Source organism: Streptomyces sp. NPDC055506, assembly GCF_053643595.1.
The window spans coordinates 17,342-35,162 of sequence record NZ_JBSHKH010000088.1 but is presented as its reverse complement, the minus strand read 5'-3'; the positions used below and the strand labels follow the sequence as shown (position 1 = coordinate 35,162).

Genomic DNA, 17,821 nt, shown 5'->3' with positions numbered 1-17,821 from the left:
AAGAGACAGGGCCACCGGAACTCTCCCGGCCACCGAGGCCGCGGCCCAGCAGATCGACGGCTACGAGCCGGGCGCGGCCGGTTCCCGGTGTCGGCGTCGGCCCGGGTCCCGGCTGCGCCGGTCTCCGTGCCGACGGAGTCCGTCCGGTCCGGGGCGTCCCCGGCCGTGTCCGCCCCCGCGCCGGGCGACCCGGCCGCCTCGGTGTCACCCGTTTCGCAGGCCGCCGCCGCACTGTCCTGCCGAGCGCCCTGCTCGCCGGCCTCCGCCCCGGCAGCCGAACTGCCGCCCCGCCCCACAGACGCCTGGCCGTCGGTCTCGGGCCCCGGGTCCGTCGACGGCGGGCGTTCGTCGTCGTGGCTCTCCGGTGTGCTGTCGGTCGTACGCGGAGGCATGACCTCTCCTCAGTCGGCTGTGCAGGTGCGGGTGCGGGTGCGGGTGCGGGTGTAGGCGGCGCGGCCCGTGCCGTGGGGGATGGGTGGGAACGGGCCGCGCCAGCAAGGGGGGACGGAACGGGTCAGTACGCCCGGTTCCGCATACGGCGCCACCACATCAGGGCCGCGCCGATCAGGACGATGCCGCCCGCGCCGGCCCCGGCGGACGCGGCGATCAGGCGCATGTCGTCCGAGCCCTGCGCGCCGGCCGGCTGCAGCGCGTCGCCCAGCTGGCTGCGGACGTCGTTGCCGCCGTCCACGCCCTTGGCGAGCGGGCCGCGCGAACCCTCGGTGGGGTTGGCCAGGTACGGGAAGGACTTGCCGAACTTCTTGTCGTTCTCGTTCACCGCGTCGCCGAGGTCGTTCTTGGCGCCGAGCAGCTCACCCTCGACGACCTGGAGCGACGCGTCGATCACGTCGTCGGTGAGCCGCCGCCCGTTCGGGAAGCCCGCGTTGTCACCGTCCAGCACACCCAGCCGCTTGGGCTTGGCGGCCGGCTTGATGGACGTGTTGAGCCGCAGCTGCTCCGAAGGCGTCACGTGCGGCGGCTGGTTGAGGTCCTTGACCCCCTTGAGGAACACGTCGACCAGGTCGTTGCGCGGCTCGTCGGGCGCCGGGATCTTGTAGATCGCCTCGATGAGCTTGGGCAGCTCCGGGTTGGTGACGTTCTCCAGGAACTGGGCGTCGTCCCGCGGGGCGGACGCGTTGAACTTGTCCTTGTCCTTGATCGGGTTGACGACCTCGTTCACCAGCGGCATGCCGAGGCGCGAGACCTGGGAGTAGTAGCCCTTGGCGTTCTTGCGCTGCGTCGTCGACCAGATGCCGACGATCGGCTGTTCGTGCGACTCGGCGATGAAGCTGTTGGGGACCTGCAGGGCGATCGAGTTGACGTTGTAGCCCTTGAGCGTGTCGTTGCCGACCTCGGAGAGGTTCCCGCCGTACAGCAGGTCGAAGACCCTCAGGTCCAGGAAGAACGGGTCGTCGGCCTGCCCGGCGAAGGTCTGGGCGCCCCCGGCGAGCTTGTGGATCGCCTGCTTGCGCAGGGTGTTGTAGTCCGGCATCGAAGCCTTGCCGACGTTCGACGGCGCCACCGGCACGTCGTCGGCGACCTTGGTCTTGGAGACCGCCTTCAGGTCCTTCAGCTTGATCAGCTCGAGGTCGTAGGTCTGCGTGATGTTGAGGTCGGGGTCGTCGAGGCTCTCGACCGGACCCGTGTTGTACAGGAACGTCTTGTCGTTCTTCGTGTGCGTCTTGAACGTGTACCGGAACAGCAGGTCTTCCTGCGCGTCACCGTTGCTGTCGATGCGCAGGTCGTACTCGGCGTCCTCGGCGAACGTGAAGAAGTTGGGCCCGCCCGCCGGTTCCTCCATGGGGATCCAGTTTGCGACGATGGTCGTCGTGTCCGGCTTGTCCGGGCTGACGAACGCGTACACGTCGGTGTTGTCGAACTGCGGGGTCCCCGAGATCAGCGGGGCCTCGCGATGGCTGGAGGCGGAGGCCTCCTCAGGTGCCAGCGCGGTCACACCGGCGGCGGTGAGCCCGCCGGTGGCCAGCGCACCACAGATCACAGTCGCGATGCTCCGGCGCCCCGCGCCGGTCCTGAAGCTAGGTGTCATGCCGTCCGTCCTCGGTGCCAACTTGCCTGACACACGCCATTCGGAGTGGTCGGCAGAGCGGATTGGTCGAATCTCAAACGTTCTTACGGCGCGACTGAAAAGTTGTTTCATCGCCAGGCGACCCGCGTTTTCGGCGAGTTGATCCGTAACCCCATCCGGAGGTGTGTGCGTTGCGAATACCTCGTGTGAGGGGACAGGCCCGATGCGGCCTCGGAGAGGGGGAACGAGTGGAGGCGGACGAGCTGCTGCTGCTCGTGGCGGGCGGGAACCACCAGGCCTTCGAGGAGCTGTACGGACTGGTGTCCGGCCCGGTGTTCGGTCTTGTACGGCGGGTGGTGCGCGATCCGGCCCAGTCGGAGGAGGTGGCTCAGGAGGTGCTGCTCGAACTGTGGCGGTCCGCCACGAAGTTCGACCCGGACCGGGGGAGCGCGCTCTCCTGGATCCTCACCCTCGCCCACCGGCGTGCCGTCGACCGGGTGCGCAGCGCCCGCGCGGCGGGGGAACGCGAGCAGCGCGAGGCCTGGCGCGCCCACTTCCCGGCCTTCGACCAGGTGACCGAGGAGGTCGAGGCGGGACTCGAACGCGAGTGGGTGCGCCGCTGCCTGGACCGCCTCACCGAACTCCAGCGCCAGTCCGTCACCCTCGCCTACTACGAGGGCTACACCTACCGTGAGGTGGCCGAGCGGCTCTCCCTGCCGCTGGGCACCGTCAAGACGCGGATGCGCGACGGGCTGACCCGGATGCGCGAGTGCCTGGGAGGCGTGGCATGAGTCTCTTCCGCCGCGAGGACCCGCACTCGCTGGCCGCGCCCTACGCGCTCGACGCCCTGGAACCCCCGGAGCGGGTCCGCTTCGAGAGGCATATGAAGGACTGTGACCGCTGCGCCGCCGAGGTGCGTGACCTGTCCGAGGACGCCGTCCGGCTCGCCTGGTCCACGGCCGCCCCGGCCCCGGCCGCGATGCGCGACCGCGTCATGGCCGCCGTACGGACGACTCCGCAGGACCCGGTGCCCCAAGAGGCGGCGCGCGAGCCGGCCCGCGCCCGGGCGACGCAGCTGCCGCCGCACGTGTGGGGCACCCAGCCGCCGCCCCGGCAGCGGGGGCGGCGCCGGATCCCGCTGTTCGTGCCCTTCGCCACGGCCACCGCCGCCGCGGCCCTCGTCGTCGCCTCGCTGTTCGCCGTCCAGGCGAACCGGACCCAGGACGAACTGACCGCCGAGCGGGACCGGTCACGTGAGATCGCCCACGTTCTGGCGGCTCCGGACGCCCGTGCGAGCAGCGGCAGGGACGCACGGGGCCGAACCATCGGAGTGATCGCTTCCGCGACAGAGGGGAGCGCGGTGGTCACCCTCGGCGGATACAGCACCCCGCCGGGCGGCCGAGTGCACCAGCTGTGGCTCATGCGCCCGGGCGCGCAACCACGCTCCCTGGGGCTCCTCAAAGGCGACACGCCCCTGGTCGCGACCAGTCTCGGCTCCTCCGCGACGTCACTGGCCGTAACCGTCGAGCCCGCCGGCGGCTCGCCGCAGCCCACCACCCAGCCGATCGTCCAACTCGCCCTGAAATCTGTTGGATTCGGAGAGTAATCGGAGATACATCGTCAACCCCCTTATGGGGAAGGTGAATCCTGTGACCGCGATACACGAGTGCCCGGGCGGGGCGATAGGGTTAACCTGCCCGGGCCGGGTGGACTCGTACGGGTGGGGAGTGACATGGAACAGATAACAGTGCGCAGCAGGGCGAGGGTCCCTGCGATCACCTGCGGGAGCAGCGCGACCAGTTCGCGCCTCGACCGCCATCTGTCGGTGCTGGGCGGTCCCGCCGTCCCGCAGCGGGAGACGGTCGAGGCGACCTCGCTGATGCGTGAACTGACCGCGCGCCAGCCGCACGACCGCAGTGGCAGGGGAGCGCGCGTGCGTCGCGTCTCGCTCTTCGCACCGCTGCGCCGACTGCGCCGCTCGCTGTTCGGCGGCAGGTAGGGGCCCGCGCTCGGGCGGTCACACCGCCCCCGGCGTCACGCTGCGCACTCGTCGTCCGTCATCCCCACGGCACGCAGCAGCGCCAGGTGTGTTCCCGAGCGCGGCATGTCCCCCCGTCGGTGCCTCATCCCCGCCCGGCAGCGACCGGGGGCGTCGTCCGGCTCCGTACTCCCGGCCGCCCGTTCACCGCTCCCCGCGCGCGTACTGACGCACGGCCAGCGGCACGAAGATCCCGAGCAGCACGGCGCACCACATGAGCGACCCCGCGACGGGGTGGGCCACCGGCCAGGCCGCTTCGCCGGGCATCGGCGCGTTCCCCAACAGATCCCGCAGAGCCGTCGCCACCGCGCTGATCGGATTCCACTCGGCGACCGTCCGCAGCCACCCCGGCAGCCCCGTCGTCGGGATGTACGCGTTGGACAGCAGCGGCAGCAGGAAGGTCGCCCCGCCCAGCTGACCGGCCGCCTCCTCGTTCCGGGTGAGCAGGCCGAGGTAGATCCCGGCCCAGGTGCACGCGAAGCGGAACAGCAGCAACAGCCCGAAGGCTCCCGCCGCTTCCAGCGGGCCGCCCTCGATCCGCCAGCCCACCGCGAGCCCCACCAGCAGGAACGGCACCGTCCCGACGGCCGTGACCACCACGTCCGCCGCGGCCTGTCCGAGCGGTACGGCCGCCCGGCTCATCGGCAGCGTACGGAAGCGGTTGGTCACACCCCGGTGCGTGTCCTGGGCCGCCTGGAACATGCCGGTCATGATGCCGCCCGCGGCGGTCGCCACCAGCAGGCCCGGCACGAGGAACGACCGGTACGCCTCGCCCGGCATCGCCAGCGCGCTGCCGAACACGTAGCCGAAGAACAGCAGCATGCTGATGGGCATCGTCTGGGTGAGGATCAGCAGTCCCGGGTTGTTCCGCATCCGCAGCAACTGGCGCCCCAGCATCGCGGTCCCGTCGTACGCCAGCATGCTCATGCGGCAGCCGCCCTTTCCTCTGTGGTGGTCTCGGTCAGGCGCAGGAACACGTCGTCCAGCGTCGGTGGCCGCAGGCTCACGTCGAGCAAGGGCACGCCCGCCGTGTCCAGTGCGCGCACCAGCAGCGGGAGGGTGAGGGTCGGGTCCTTGCTGACCGCGCCGACGGCGTTGCGCTCGTGGTCGAACGACGGCTGCGCGCCCGTGAGCCGGTCGAGCACGCCCGCCGCCCGCACGAGCACGTCCGCGTCCGTCACGACGACCTCGGCGTGCGCTCCGACGAGCGCCTTGAGCTGCGCGGGCGACCCGGTGTGCGCGACCCGGCCGCGGTCCACCAGGGCGATGTCGTCGGCCAGTTGGTCGGCCTCCTCCAGATACTGGGTGGTCAGGAGCACGGTCGTGCCCTCGGCGGTCAGCTCGCGCACCGCGTCCCAGATGAGGTTCCGGCTGGCCGGGTCGAGGCCGGTGGTCGGCTCGTCCAGGAACAGCACGTCGGGGCGGCGGATCAGGCTCGCCGCCAGGTCCAGGCGGCGGCGCATCCCGCCGGAGTAGGTGGACGCGGCCCGGTCGGCGGCCTCCGCCAGCCCGAATCGGTCGAGGAGTTCAGCGGTCCGGGCGGCCGGACCGCGCACCCGGTGCAGCCGGCCGAACAGCTTCAGGTTCTGGCGTCCGGTCAGATCCCCGTCGATCGAGGTGTCCTGCCCGGTGACACCGATCCGGCTCCGTACCGCGGCGGCCTCGCGGACGAGGTCGTGTCCGGCGACCCGCGCGGAACCCGCGTCCGGCCGCAGCAGCGTGGTCAGCAGCCGTACGGCCGTGGTCTTGCCCGCGCCGTTCGGCCCGAGGACCCCGCACACCGTGCCCTCGGCCACCGCGAGGTCCAGTCCGCGCACGGCACGGACCTCCCCGAATCGCTTCTCGAGACCCTCACTAAGTACAGCGTACGTAGAAGTCATGGCATGACCATAGCGCACTACGTACGCTGTACGTAACTAGGATGGTGGCCGAGGTGATGACCGATGGCGGGCCGAGCGGCCGTACCCGAAGTGATCTGGGCGCGCCCCGAGCGCACCGGCCGTGGGCCGAAACCGGCGTTCACGCGCGCCGGTATCGCGGCGGCGGCGGTGCGGATCGCCGATGCGGAGGGGCTCGACGGGGTGTCCATGCGGCATGTCGCGGCGGAGTTGGGCTGCGGCACCATGTCGCTGTACAACTACGTCCCCCGAAAGGAGGACCTGTACGAGCTGATGGTGGACGCCGTCGGTGCCGAGCACGAGATGTTCGAACCCACGGGCGACTGGCGCGCCGACATGCTCCGCAACGCGGAGGAGACGCGGGCCATCATGTACCGCCACACCTGGGTGCCGCGCCTGATGGCGGGGGTGCACGGCTTCAGCCCCAACACCCTGCGCTATCTGGAGCACTGCCTGGCCTGCCTCGAACCGCTCGACGTGCCGGCCGGTACGAAGACGGAGCTGATCGCGCTGCTCAACGGCATCGTGTCGACGTACACCGCGAACGACATCGCGACCGTCGAGCGCACCCGCTCCATGCCGTGGTCCGAGGAGGAGGAGAACGCGGTGCGTATGGCCTATCTGGGCAGCCAGGTGGCCACCGGCGCCTATCCGCGACTCGCCGCGGCCTTCATGGAGCAGAGCGGGCCGGTCGATCTGGAGGCGGTGTTCCGGCGGGCGCTCGAACGCGTCATGGACGCCTACGACCCCGAGCTGCGCCAGGAACGGCCCTGATCCGCGGCTAGAGCAGCGCGAGCTGGCCCTCCGGGCCCTCCTCGGGACCGTCCAGCACCGAGGCCGGCCGGCGGACCGCCGCCGGCACCGGGAGCAGGCCTGCCTCGTGGAGTTCGGCCGTCGTGATCGGGTCCGGGAGCGCCTCCTCGTCCAGGGGGCGCGGTTCGGCCAGCAGGGCGAGGACCGTGATCAGCTCGAGCAGTTCCGACGTCCAGGTCTGCGACCAGGTCGCCGGGCGGATCGCCGAGAGGGTGCCCGGCTCGGCCTCGGCGACGCGCGCCGCGAACCACTGCTCCAGGACGCGGACCCCGCCCGCCTCGAAGTCCCAGGCCTCCGGCGGCACCGGGGAGATACGGCCCTCGTCCAGCAGCAGGGCCTCCTCGTCCCTGTCGTAGTCCAGCGTCAGGGGCCGGGAGGGCAGCGGGGCGCGGACGTAGGGGCGGCGGCCGCCGGGGAGCTTCGGGCGTTCGCCGTCGCGGCGCATCAGCCACAGCAGGCGGTGGCCCCGCTCCACGCCCCGCGCCCACGCCTCGGCGTCACCGGTGAGCGGGACGGTGAGGTCCCGGCGGGCCGTCGCCGTGATCCAGGCCAGTACGTCCAGCGGCGCGAGGGCCTCGCCCAGGCGGGTGCCCAGGTGCTCCAGCAGGCCGGGGGCCAGGTTCGGCTCCCGCCCGCCCGGCCGGCGGAACAGCGGGCGGACGCGGCCGGGGCGGAGCAGCGGGAGCAGCGAGGTGACCAGGAGGGTGTCCGGCGCTTCCACCAGGAAGACCTGTCGCTCGTCCGTCACCCGCCACAGCTCCGGGCGGGCCGCGTCGATCAGCCGCTGGTCGGGGATCAGCCACTGTTCGTCGAAGGGCGCGTGCAGCACGCGCACCGGCTCGGGGCACGGGCCCGAGGCGCGGAGCAGCTTCTCCGTGCCGCCGGTCCGGCCGGGCAGCTGGCCGACCGCCGTGTGCAGCGTGCGCGAGCGGGTCGGCTCGAACAGGGTCTCGCGGTCGGGCCCCTCGGCCTTCACCAAGGCGTCCCAGCGGGCCTTGAGGGACGCCGGGTCGGGGGCCGCCGGCCAGCCCCGGCCGAGCCGCGGCGGTGCGACGGACCACGGCATGAGGTCCGCCAGCGGCGGAGCGTCGTCGTGCGTCACGCAGGGCATCGTACGACGCCCCCGCAGGCGCGCGGGGCGGCCGCTACGCGTCAAGGGTCACCGTGAAGGAGAACCGGTCGCCCCGGTACTGGATGACGGCCACGTCCAGCGGCCGGCCGTCGGTGTCGTAGGTGATGCCCGTGTAGTGCAGGATCGGGCTGAGCAGCGGCACTTGGAGCAGCTTCGCGGTCTCCGGGTCGGCCAGCCGGGCCTCCACCATGTCCGTGATGCGGCTGATGTCCACCCCGACGACATCCCGCAGCACCTTGGTCATGGGCCACCGGACGAGGTCGTCCAGGTCGATCCGCGCGGCCAGTTCGGGACGGACGTAGTTGCGGGCGTGGTTCGTCGGCTCGCCCGTCTTCTCGTCGCTGCGCAGCCGGTGGTACGTCGCGACCTCCCGCACCTCCGGGAAGAACTCGGCGAGTTCACCCGGCACGGGGGCCGTGCCGTGGTCCAGCAGTGCGGTCGTCATGCCGGACTGCTGAGCCACGATCGCGTCCACCGAGCCGAGCAGGCGGACCGGGGAACCCCTGCGCGCGTGCGGCTCGATGAAGGTGCCGCGCCTGCGGTGGCGGGTGATCAGCCCCTCGTCCTCCAGCTCCTTCAGCGCCTGCCGCATCGTCAGCACGCTCACGCCGTAGTGTCCGGCCAACTGCTCCTCGGTGGGCAGGCGCAGCGGGTCCTGGGGCGAGCGGCCGAGGATCGAGGCGCGCAGGGACTGCGACACCTGGTACCAGAGCGGCAGCTTGCGGTTCAGGACGATCGAGTCCGGGGCGAAGGAGGTCACGGGCCATCCGTACCGGTCAGGGGTGTTCAGTGCAAGGGACGGAAGTGCCGCTCCAGGCCCTGCCAGACCTCGTCGTAACGCTGCTGCAGGTGTTCCGCCCGGGCAGCGTGCGGTGTGAGGGTCAGCGGCCAGCGGGTCTCGAACATGAACGCCAGTCCGTCGTCGATCTTCTGCGGCCTCAGCTCGGCGGCGCTCGCCCGGTCGAAGGTCTCCCGGTCCGGGCCGTGCGCCGACATCATGTTGTGCAGCGAACCGCCGCCCGGCACGAATCCCCCCTTTCCGGCCGTCTTCGCATCGTAGGCGCCCTCGATCAGGCCCATGTACTCGCTCATCACGTTCCGGTGGAAGTACGGCGGCCGGAAGGTGTCCTCGCCCACCAGCCAGCGGGGCGCGAACACCACGAAGTCGACACCGGCCAGGCCCGGGGTGTCCGAGGGGGACGTCAGCACCGTGAAGATCGACGGGTCCGGGTGGTCGTAGGTGATGGTGCCGAGCACATTGAAACGGCGCAGGTCGTATACGTACGGCACATGGTTGCCGTGCCAGGCGACGACATCGAGCGGGGAGTGGTCGTAGGTGGCCGTCCAGAGGTTTCCGCAGAACTTGTTCACCACCTCCACCGGGCCCTCGACGTCCTCGTAGGCGGCGACCGGGGCGCGGAAGTCCCGGGGGTTGGCGAGCCCGTTCGCGCCGATCGGGCCCAGGTCGGGGAGGCGGAAGGGCGCGCCGTAGTTCTCGCACACATAGCCGCGGGCCGACTCGTCCAGCAGCTCCACACGGAAGCGGACCCCACGCGGGACGAGCGCGACATGGCCCGGCTCCACATGGAGCAGACCGAACTCGGTGCGCAGCAACAGCCCGCCGCGCTCCGGGACGATCAGCAGCTCACCGTCGGCGTCGCTGAACACCCTCTCCATCGAGGCGTTGGCGGCATAGAGGTGCACGGCGACGCCGGTGCGCTGGGTGGCGTCGCCGTTGCCGCCCAGCGTCCACAGTCCGGCCAGGAAGTCGGTCTCGGGGCCCGGGTCGGGAAGGGGGTTCCAGCGCAGCCGGTTCGGGTCGGGCACGGTCTGCGTGAAGGGAGCCGTGCGGACCGAGCCGTTGTGGGTCCGGGTGAACACCGGGTGCGCGGCCGAGGGGCGGATCCGGTACAGCCATGAGCGGCGGTTGTGGGACCGCGGCTCGGTGAAGGCCGTGCCGCTCAGCTGCTCCGCGTACAGCCCGAGCGGGGCCCGCTGGGGCGAGTTGCGGCCCTCGGGCAGCGCGCCCGGGACGGCCTCCGAGCCGTGCTCGTTGCCGAAGCCGGAGAGATAGGTCAGCCCTTCGGCGGTCTTCCGCGCGTCCGAACCCATGATCGCTGCTCCCTTGCGGTCCGATTCCTATGCAACACCGTAGGATTGCGTTTTCCCCTGCGCAAGAGGGACACGCGCCCTCCTCTCGGGGGATGACCTGAACCCGACTTGAGGACGATCCGCCGGGTCGGACGCGCGTTCTACGCTCGCGGATATGACGTGGACACGTGGACCTCGCACCCTGCTCGCGGTCTGCGTCCTGCTGGCCGGGTCCGCGGGCTGCGGCTCCGGCGACGCGCGGGAGCGGGGGAGCGAAACCTCGCCCACGCCCGTGGGCACACTCCTGGAGGACCGGGACCCCGAGGGGCGGCCCTTCCGTCAGGTGGCCCGGCGGGACGCGCCCGATGTCGGCATCGAGGTGCAGCCCGACGCGGGCGGCGGCTGGGACGTCCGGCTGGCCGTCACCAGGTTCCGCTTCTCGCGGGCGGGTGTGGAGGGGGAGGCGGTGGCCGGGCGAGGGCTCGCGCACCTCTATGTGGACGGCCGCCTCGTCACCAGGCTCCGTACCTCCGAGTACCGGCTGGCCGCCCACCTCGTGCCGCGCGGCACGCACCACGTCACGGCCCGCCTCTACGCCGACGACGGCACCGCCTGGGCGGTGGACGGCCGGCCCGTGGAGAGCACGGCCGACATCACCGCGTCGGAGCCCGGCCCGGGCGCGAAGCCGAGTGCGAGCGCCCCGGGGGAAGCGCGCACGCACGCGTCGGACAACCGGTCCCGGATCGGGGGGCGAGGTTCACCGGACCGCGCCGGAAAGGCATCATGAAGCCCGTGCCCCACGCGACATCGCTCCGTCGTGCGCCCGTGCAGCGGCGCAGTGCCGAACGCCTGACCAGGATCCTCGACGCCTGCGCCGACCTCCTCGACGAGGTCGGCTACGACGCCCTGAGCACCCGCGCCGTCGCCCAGCGGGCCGGCGTCCCCATCGGCTCGGTCTACCGCTTCTTCGGCAACAAGCGCCAGATGGCCGACGCGCTGGCCCAGCGCAACCTCGAGCGGTACTCCGCCCGCGTCACCGAGCGCCTGCGGGAGACGGGCGACGGGGGCTGGCGGGTGGCCATGGACGCCGTGCTCGACGAGTACCTGGAGATGAAGCGCACCGCGCCCGGCTTCTCCCTCGTCGACTTCGGCAACCAGATCCCGGTCGGCGCCCGCCACACCGAACCCAACCACCGCGTCGCCGACCGCCTCACCGAACTCCTCTCCGGCTACCTCGACCGCGAGCCCGACGAGGAGCTGCGCCGGGTGTTCCTCATCGCCGTCGAGACCGCCGACACCCTCGTGCACCTGGCGTTCCGGGTCATGCCGGAAGGGGACCCGAAGATCATCGAGGAGATGCGGGAGATGCTCCGGGCGTATCTGTCCCGGGTGCTCGACTGACCCGGTGCACGGGGTCAGGGCCCCTCAGCTCGATCCGGTGCCGTCGGGGCCTCCCCTCCGTGCATACCGGTCGGTATGCTCGGGCGCGTTCGCGCGTCACCGTAGCCGCCGCCCCCGGGAGGACCCGTGTCCCGCACCGCCCTGCGTATCTGTCCCCTGTGTGAGGCCACCTGCGGCCTGACCCTCACCATCGAGGGAACCCGCGTCACCCGCGCCCGAGGTGACCGCGACGACGTGTTCAGCGAGGGCTTCATCTGCCCCAAGGGCGCCTCCTTCGGGGCCGTCGACTCCGACCCCGACCGGCTGCGCACCCCGCTGGTGCGCAAGGACGGCGAGCTGCGCGAGGCCACCTGGGAGGAGGCCTTCGACGCCGTCGCCGCCGGTATCCGCCCGGTCGTCGAGCGGTACGGCCCGAACTCCGTCGGTGTCGTCCTCGGCAACCCCAACGTGCACACCATGGCCGGCGCGCTCTACCCGACGGTGCTGCTCGCCGGACTCGGCACCCGCAGCGTCTTCACCGCCTCCACGGTCGACCAGATGCCCAAGCACGTCTCCAGCGGACTGCTCTTCGGCGACGCGAACGCCATCCCCGTGCCCGACCTCGACCACACCGACCATCTGCTCCTGATCGGCGCCAACCCGCTGGAATCCAACGGCAGTCTCTGCACCGCCCCCGACTTCCCGGGCAAGCTCAAGGCGCTCAAGGCCCGGGGCGGCACCCTCGTCGTCATCGACCCGCGGCGCACCCGGACCGCCAAACTCGCCGACCGGCACATCGCGGTGCGGCCCGGCACCGACGCGCTGCTGCTGGCCGCGATGGCGCAGGTGCTCTACGCCGAGGGCCTCGTCGAGCCGACCCCGCACGTCCAGGGCGTCGAGGAACTGGCCGACGCCCTGCGGGAGTTCACCCCCGAAGCGGTCGCCCTGGCCTGTGACGTCGACGCCGGCCTCATCCGCACCCTCGCCCGCGAACTCGCCGCCGCCCCCACCGCCGCCGTCTACGGCCGCATCGGCAGCTGCACCGTCCCGCACGGCACCCTGGCCAGCTGGCTCGTCGACGTCCTGAACATCCTCACCGGCAACCTCGACCGGCCGGGCGGCGCGCTCTTCCCGCAGGCCGCCACCGACAAGACCCCGCGCCCCGCGGGACCCGGCCGCGGCTTCGCCCTCGGGCGCTGGCTCTCCCGGGTGAGCAGGCACCCCGAAGCGAAGGGCGAGCTGCCCCTGTCGGCCCTCGCCGAGGAGATCGACACCGCCACCGATGAAGGCGAGCCGGTCCGCGCGATCATCGCCGTCGCCGCCAACCCCGTGCTGTCGGCGCCCGACGGCGACCGGCTCGACAAGGCGCTCGACTCGCTCGACTTCATGGTCAGCGTCGACCCCTACCTCAACGAGACCTCACGCCACGCCCACGTCGTACTGCCCCCGCCCCCGCCCTCCCAGAGCCCGCACCACGACTTCGCCTTCAACACCCTCGCCGTACGCAACCAGGTCCGCTACACCCGCCCCGCGGTCCCGCTGGAACCCGGCCGAATGGCGGAGACGGAGATCCTGGCCCGGCTGATCCTCGCCGCGACGGGCATGCACGGAGCCGACCCCGCCGCCGTCGACCACATGGTCATCGACCAGACCCTCGGCAAGGCCGTCGAGGAACCCCACTCGCCCGTGCACGGCCGCGATCCCCGCGAGCTCGCCGCGCGGCTCACCGGCGACACCGGACCCGAACGACGGCTGGACATGATGCTGCGCCTCGGCCCCTACGGCGACGGCTTCGGCGTACGACCGGACGGGCTCTCCCTGGAGAAGCTGCTCGCGCATCCGCACGGCATCGACCTCGGCCCGCTGCGGTCCCGGCTCCCGCAGCCGCTGAAGACCCGGAGCGGCCTGGTGGAGCTGCTGCCGGGGCCGATCGCGGAGGACCTGCCCCGTCTGCGCGCGGCCCTGGCCGAACGCCCCGAGGGGCTCGTCCTGGTCGGCCGCCGCCATCTGCGCTCCAACAACAGCTGGATGCACAACGTGCCCGCCCTGACCGGCGGTTCCAACCGCTGCACCCTGCACATCCACCCCGAGGACGCCGAACGGCTGGGCGTCGCGGACGGGGCGCCGGTACGGGTGAAGGGCGCCGGGGGAGAGGTGACCGCACCGGCCGAGGTCACGGACGCCGTCCGCAGGGGTGTGGTGAGCCTGCCGCACGGCTGGGGCCACGACCGGCCCGGCACCCGCCTGAGCCACGCCTCGACCGACCCCGGCGTCAACGTCAACCAGCTTCTCGACGGCTCTCTGCTCGACCCGCTGTCGGGCAACGCGGTTCTCAACGGAGTGCCCGTCGAATGCGCCCCGGCGGCCGAAAGGCTCACGCCCCTGACCTGAGCAAAGCTGTGACCAGCAGTTTTGCGCTTATTGCTCGCACGTCAACGTCTTGTTAACGCTGCTTTGCGGGACCTAACGTCTCGGGAACCGCCGGCCCTGGTGGAATGTTCAAGGGCGAACGTTAGGTACCCACTCATGCTGACCATCCTCGGCTTCGCCATGATCGCGACCTTCCTGGTCCTGATCATGATGAAGAAGATGTCGCCGATCGCGGCGCTCGTGCTGATTCCCGCTCTCTTCTGCGTGTTCGTCGGCAAGGGCGCCAAGCTCGGCGACTACGTCCTCGACGGCGTGACCGACCTCGCCCCCACCGCGGCGATGCTCATGTTCGCGATCGTCTACTTCGGCGTGATGATCGACGTCGGTCTCTTCGACCCGATCGTCCGCGGGATCCTCAAATTCTGTAAAGCGGACCCGATGCGGATCGTCGTGGGCACCGCACTGCTCGCGGCGATCGTCTCGCTGGACGGCGACGGCTCCACCACCTTCATGATCACCGTCTCGGCGATGTACCCGCTGTACAAGCGCCTGAAGATGAGCCTGGTCGTGATGACCGGTGTCGCCGCGATGGCCAACGGCGTGATGAACACCCTCCCCTGGGGCGGCCCGACCGCCCGTGCCGCGACCGCGCTCAAGCTCGACGCCAGCGAGATCTTCGTCCCGATGATCCCGGCGCTCCTGGTGGGTCTGCTCTTCGTCTTCGGCCTCTCCTACGTGCTCGGTGTGCGTGAGCGCCGGCGGCTGGGCATGCTGACGCTGGACGAGGTGCTGGAGGAGGAGAAGGAGAGCGAGACGGTCCTCGTGGGCTCCGGCGGTTCCGGCGACTCCGGCGACGGCAAGGTCTCCATGCGCAAGGGCGGCGGCACGGGTGCCGGCTCCGACGCGGGCTCGGGCTCCGGCGGTGGCACCGACGCCGAGGACGACAGCGAGGACGACCGCTTCCAGGGTCTCGACCCGAACCGGGCCACCCTGCGCCCCAAGCTCTACTGGTTCAACGCGCTGCTCACGGTCGCCCTGCTCACCGCCATGATCATGGAGTGGCTGCCGATCCCGGTGCTGTTCCTGCTCGGTGCCGCGCTGGCCCTCACCGTGAACTTCCCGCACATCCCCGACCAGAAGGCCCGCCTGGCCGCCCACGCCGACAACGTCCTGAACGTCTCCGGCATGGTCTTCGCCGCCGCCGTCTTCACCGGCGTCCTCCAGGGCACCGGCATGGTCGACAACATGGCCAAGTGGATGGTGGACGTCATCCCCGAGGGCATGGGCCCGCACATGGCCCTCGTCACCGGTGTGCTGAGCCTGCCGCTCACGTACTTCATGTCCAACGACGGCTTCTACTTCGGTGTCCTGCCCGTCCTCGCCGAGGCCGGTGCCGCACACGGTGTCTCCCCGGTGGAGATGGCCCGCGCCTCGCTGGTCGGCCAGCCGCTGCACATGTCCAGCCCGCTCGTCCCGGCCGTCTACGTCCTGGTCGGCATGGCCAAGGTGGAGTTCGGCGACCACACCAGGTTCGTCGTGAAGTGGGCCGCCCTCACCTGCTTGGTGATCCTCGGAGCGGGCATCCTGTTCGGAATCATCTGACGTTGTTCGAATGATGTTGCTCGATCCCCGTTGGAGGACATCGTGAGGCCCGGTGGGAACTGCGGCTGGCTGCTCCGCCTCGTCATCGCCTTCAGCTTCGCTCAGGCGGCGGTGTCGATGGCCCGGCCCGCCGTCTCCTACCGGGCCCTCGCGCTGGGCGCGGACGAACGCGCCGTCGGTGTGATCGCCGGTGTGTACGCGCTGCTTCCGCTGTTCGCCGCCGTCCCCCTGGGCCGCCGTACCGACCACGGCCGCTGCGCGCCCCTGCTGCCGTTCGGCGTGGTCCTCATATCCGGCGGCTGCGCCCTCAGTGGAGTCGCCGGCTCCCTGGGGACGATGGCCCTGTGGAGCGGGGTGATGGGCCTCGGCCACCTCTGCTTCGTCATCGGCTCGCAGTCCCTGGTCGCCCGCCAGTCCGCGCCGCACGACCAGGACCGCAACTTCGGCCACTTCACCATCGGGGCGGCGCTCGGCCAGCTGGTCGGCCCCATCGCGGCGGGCGCGCTGATCGGCGGCGAGGACATGGCGGGCACCAGCGCGCTCGCCCTGGTCGTGGCGGGCGGGGTCGGCGCGGTCGCCTTCACCTCGCTGTGGCGCATCGAGCACCGCCGTACGGCGGCCACCTCCCGTGCGGACAAGGGCGACCGGGTCCCGGTCCGGAACATCCTGCGCACCCGGGGCGTGCCCGCCGGCATCTTCATCAGCCTCGCCGTGCTGTCCGCGACCGACATCCTCACCGCGTACCTCCCGGTGGTCGGCGAGCACCGGGGCATCGCGCCCTCCGTGATCGGCGTCCTGCTCAGCCTGCGCGCGGCGGCCACCATCGCCTGCCGCCTGGTGCTGACGCCCCTGCTGCGGCTGCTCGGCCGGACCCTGCTGCTCACCGTGACGTGTCTGCTGGCGGCCCTGCTGTGCGCGGGGATCGCCCTGCCGGTGCCGGTGTGGGCGCTCGGTCTGCTGCTCGTACTGCTCGGCTTCTGCCTGGGCGTCGGGCAGCCGCTGTCCATGACGACGGTCGTCCAGGCGGCACCGGACGAGGCCCGTTCCACGGCCCTCGCCCTGCGTCTGACCGGCAACCGGCTCGGCCAGGTCGCCGCGCCCGCAGCTGCCGGGCTGATCGCCGGGGTCGCGGGGGTGGCGGCGCCGTTCGTGATGCTGGGGGTGCTGTTGCTGGTGTCCTCGGGGGTCGCGGTGCGGTCACCGCGGGAGCCGGACGAGGCGGGCGGAGCGGAGCCCGAACCCCGGCGGAACGGGATGCCGTTGGGCCGGAAGAGCGACATCTGACGCGTCGTGGGCGCTGCTCCGGCGTTTCCGGGTGACATGTAGCAGATAGTCAGGTGACGAGGTGTTTGTATGAAAATCATCTGACTTGGAGGCATGTTCATGCCCGTCGTACCCCTCGCACGCCGTGCCGGCACCCGCACCGCCGTCCTCGCCGCTCTCACCCTCGCCGGGACCACCCTGAGCGGGGTGCCCGCTGTCGCCGCTCCGGGGGACAACGGGGACGTCAAGATCCACGCCACCGAGACGGCGGCCGGAGATCGCCGCAACGATCCGAAGGTCTGCGACTTCTACCTCGCCGCGTTCGACTTCGAGGCGGGCGAGACGGTCAACTGGACCATCCAGGCCCTGCCCGAGGTACCGGCCAAGAGCGGCTCGGTCACCCTCAACGCGGCCGGAGCGGGCCGCAGCCCGCTCATCGACCTGCCCAACGGGCAGTACAAGCTGACGTGGCTCACCGACCGGGCCCACGGCGCCGGCAAGTTCAAGGTGTTCCAGGTCGCCTGCCCGGACTCCAAGGCCACCATCACCCCGAACGGCGGCGCACCGGCGGGCGGTGGCGGCATCGCCCGTGCCGAGGCCTTCACCCCGGTCGCCGGCGCCGCCGCCGTCGGCCTGGCCGCCGTCGCCGGAGCGGTCTGGTTCCGCCTCCGCCGCCGCCCTGATGGCGCGGCGTAGGACACCATCCGCGTATCGCGCCGCTCCTGTGGGGCGGCGCGAGTCCGGGGCGGGCGGTGGTGCGGGTTCGGTGGGGCGGGGTGGTGCATCTGGAACCGCCCCCGGGATTCGGGGTGGGGGTGGGGGTGGGATGGGGTCTGGGGCGGAGCCGGGGGGTCGACGTGGGGGTGGGATGGGGTCTGGGGCGGAGCCGAGGGGTCGGCGTGGGGCCGGGTCTGGTGATGACGGCCGCTTGGTGGGGTGGCGTGAGACTGGGCCCGGCTCCGACGAGGGCCCGGCGGGGTGGCGTGAGGCCGGTGCCCGTTCTGGCGGCGCTCGGGTGGGGCGGCGTGGGGCCGGGGGAGGCGATGGTGCGGGCTCGGTGGGGCGGCGGCGTGGGGCTGAGCCGGGGGGCCGGCGTGGGGGCGGGGCCGGTTCTGGTGTTGGTTCGGTGGGGCGGCGTGGGGCGGGGGTCGCGGCCGGGCCGGTGGCTCGGAGTGGGGCCAGGACCGGGTTTGTTGGGGCTTCGGCGG

The 17,821-nt window shown here is 71.8% G+C and carries 16 protein-coding genes and 1 pseudogene; 10 read left to right on the top strand and 7 right to left on the bottom strand.

Going from position 1 to position 17,821, the window contains the following annotated elements; all coding sequences use genetic code 11:
- Both ACWIF2_RS27850 and ACWIF2_RS27845 read right to left on the bottom strand, forming a co-directional pair.
- A pseudogene (locus ACWIF2_RS27850) lies at positions 1 to 392 on the bottom strand (hypothetical protein); the annotation flags it as partial.
- A 122-nt stretch (positions 393 to 514) separates the two neighbouring features.
- A complete protein-coding gene (locus tag ACWIF2_RS27845; RefSeq protein ID WP_454363523.1) occupies positions 515 to 2,047 on the bottom strand; it encodes a DUF4331 domain-containing protein in 1,533 nt (510 codons plus the stop codon).
- A gap of 227 nt (positions 2,048 to 2,274) precedes the next feature.
- On the opposite strand from ACWIF2_RS27845, the gene ACWIF2_RS27840 reads away from it, so the two are divergent.
- The 3 genes from ACWIF2_RS27840 (at position 2,275) to ACWIF2_RS27830 (ending at position 4,025) form a co-directional block, all read left to right on the top strand.
- Positions 2,275 to 2,817 carry a sigma-70 family RNA polymerase sigma factor gene (locus tag ACWIF2_RS27840; RefSeq protein WP_454363522.1) on the top strand — a complete coding sequence of 181 codons (543 nt, stop codon included), beginning with the start codon at positions 2,275 to 2,277 and terminating at the stop codon, positions 2,815 to 2,817.
- Complete coding sequence (locus ACWIF2_RS27835) at positions 2,814 to 3,632, top strand: anti-sigma factor (protein ID WP_454363520.1); 819 nt, start codon at positions 2,814 to 2,816, stop codon at positions 3,630 to 3,632. The genes ACWIF2_RS27840 and ACWIF2_RS27835 overlap by 4 nt, the downstream gene beginning before the upstream one ends.
- Before the next feature lie 126 nt (positions 3,633 to 3,758).
- The gene (locus ACWIF2_RS27830) at positions 3,759 to 4,025 is read left to right on the top strand and encodes a hypothetical protein (protein WP_184562045.1); all 267 of its coding nucleotides are present in this window, start codon (positions 3,759 to 3,761) and stop codon (positions 4,023 to 4,025) included.
- A gap of 183 nt (positions 4,026 to 4,208) precedes the next feature.
- Here ACWIF2_RS27830 and ACWIF2_RS27825 read toward each other — a convergent pair whose 3' ends face one another.
- Together ACWIF2_RS27825 and ACWIF2_RS27820 are read right to left on the bottom strand one after the other, a co-directional pair.
- The gene (locus ACWIF2_RS27825; RefSeq protein WP_454363517.1) at positions 4,209 to 4,991 is read right to left on the bottom strand and encodes an ABC transporter permease; all 783 of its coding nucleotides are present in this window, start codon (positions 4,989 to 4,991) and stop codon (positions 4,209 to 4,211) included.
- Complete coding sequence (locus ACWIF2_RS27820; protein ID WP_454363515.1) at positions 4,988 to 5,944, bottom strand: ATP-binding cassette domain-containing protein; 957 nt, start codon at positions 5,942 to 5,944, stop codon at positions 4,988 to 4,990. The genes ACWIF2_RS27825 and ACWIF2_RS27820 overlap by 4 nt, the downstream gene beginning before the upstream one ends.
- Before the next feature lie 63 nt (positions 5,945 to 6,007).
- On the opposite strand from ACWIF2_RS27820, the gene ACWIF2_RS27815 reads away from it, so the two are divergent.
- Positions 6,008 to 6,736, top strand: coding sequence for a TetR/AcrR family transcriptional regulator (locus tag ACWIF2_RS27815; protein ID WP_454363513.1), 729 nt, complete (start codon positions 6,008 to 6,010; stop codon positions 6,734 to 6,736).
- A 7-nt stretch (positions 6,737 to 6,743) separates the two neighbouring features.
- On the opposite strand, the gene ACWIF2_RS27810 is transcribed toward ACWIF2_RS27815, so the two are convergent.
- The 3 genes from ACWIF2_RS27810 to hmgA are packed head-to-tail and all read right to left on the bottom strand — an operon-like array spanning position 6,744 to position 10,019.
- On the bottom strand, positions 6,744 to 7,886 hold the full coding sequence (locus ACWIF2_RS27810) for a type ISP restriction/modification enzyme (RefSeq protein WP_454363511.1): 1,143 nt from the start codon (positions 7,884 to 7,886) through the stop codon (positions 6,744 to 6,746).
- A 34-nt stretch (positions 7,887 to 7,920) separates the two neighbouring features.
- Complete coding sequence (locus ACWIF2_RS27805) at positions 7,921 to 8,667, bottom strand: GntR family transcriptional regulator (RefSeq protein ID WP_454363509.1); 747 nt, start codon at positions 8,665 to 8,667, stop codon at positions 7,921 to 7,923.
- Between the two features lie 26 nt (positions 8,668 to 8,693).
- Complete coding sequence (hmgA, locus tag ACWIF2_RS27800) at positions 8,694 to 10,019, bottom strand: homogentisate 1,2-dioxygenase (RefSeq protein WP_454363508.1); 1,326 nt, start codon at positions 10,017 to 10,019, stop codon at positions 8,694 to 8,696.
- Between the two features lie 154 nt (positions 10,020 to 10,173).
- On the opposite strand from hmgA, the gene ACWIF2_RS27795 reads away from it, so the two are divergent.
- From ACWIF2_RS27795 to ACWIF2_RS27770, 6 genes are all read left to right on the top strand, one after another.
- Positions 10,174 to 10,785, top strand: a complete 612-nt coding sequence (locus ACWIF2_RS27795; RefSeq protein WP_454363507.1) for a hypothetical protein — start codon at positions 10,174 to 10,176, stop codon at positions 10,783 to 10,785.
- On the top strand, positions 10,782 to 11,399 hold the full coding sequence (locus tag ACWIF2_RS27790; RefSeq protein ID WP_454363505.1) for a TetR family transcriptional regulator: 618 nt from the start codon (positions 10,782 to 10,784) through the stop codon (positions 11,397 to 11,399). Before ACWIF2_RS27795 ends, ACWIF2_RS27790 begins: the two co-directional genes overlap by 4 nt.
- Before the next feature lie 126 nt (positions 11,400 to 11,525).
- Complete coding sequence (locus ACWIF2_RS27785) at positions 11,526 to 13,769, top strand: molybdopterin oxidoreductase family protein (RefSeq protein ID WP_454363503.1); 2,244 nt, start codon at positions 11,526 to 11,528, stop codon at positions 13,767 to 13,769.
- 135 nt (positions 13,770 to 13,904) lie between these two features.
- On the top strand, positions 13,905 to 15,350 hold the full coding sequence (locus ACWIF2_RS27780; RefSeq protein WP_454363501.1) for a CitMHS family transporter: 1,446 nt from the start codon (positions 13,905 to 13,907) through the stop codon (positions 15,348 to 15,350).
- Between the two features lie 42 nt (positions 15,351 to 15,392).
- Positions 15,393 to 16,634 (top strand): MFS transporter, encoded by a 1,242-nt coding sequence (locus tag ACWIF2_RS27775; protein ID WP_454363499.1) that lies wholly within the window; start codon positions 15,393 to 15,395, stop codon positions 16,632 to 16,634.
- 93 nt (positions 16,635 to 16,727) lie between these two features.
- Positions 16,728 to 17,309, top strand: coding sequence for a hypothetical protein (locus ACWIF2_RS27770; RefSeq protein WP_382497951.1), 582 nt, complete (start codon positions 16,728 to 16,730; stop codon positions 17,307 to 17,309).
- Positions 17,310 to 17,821 lie beyond the last annotated feature (512 nt).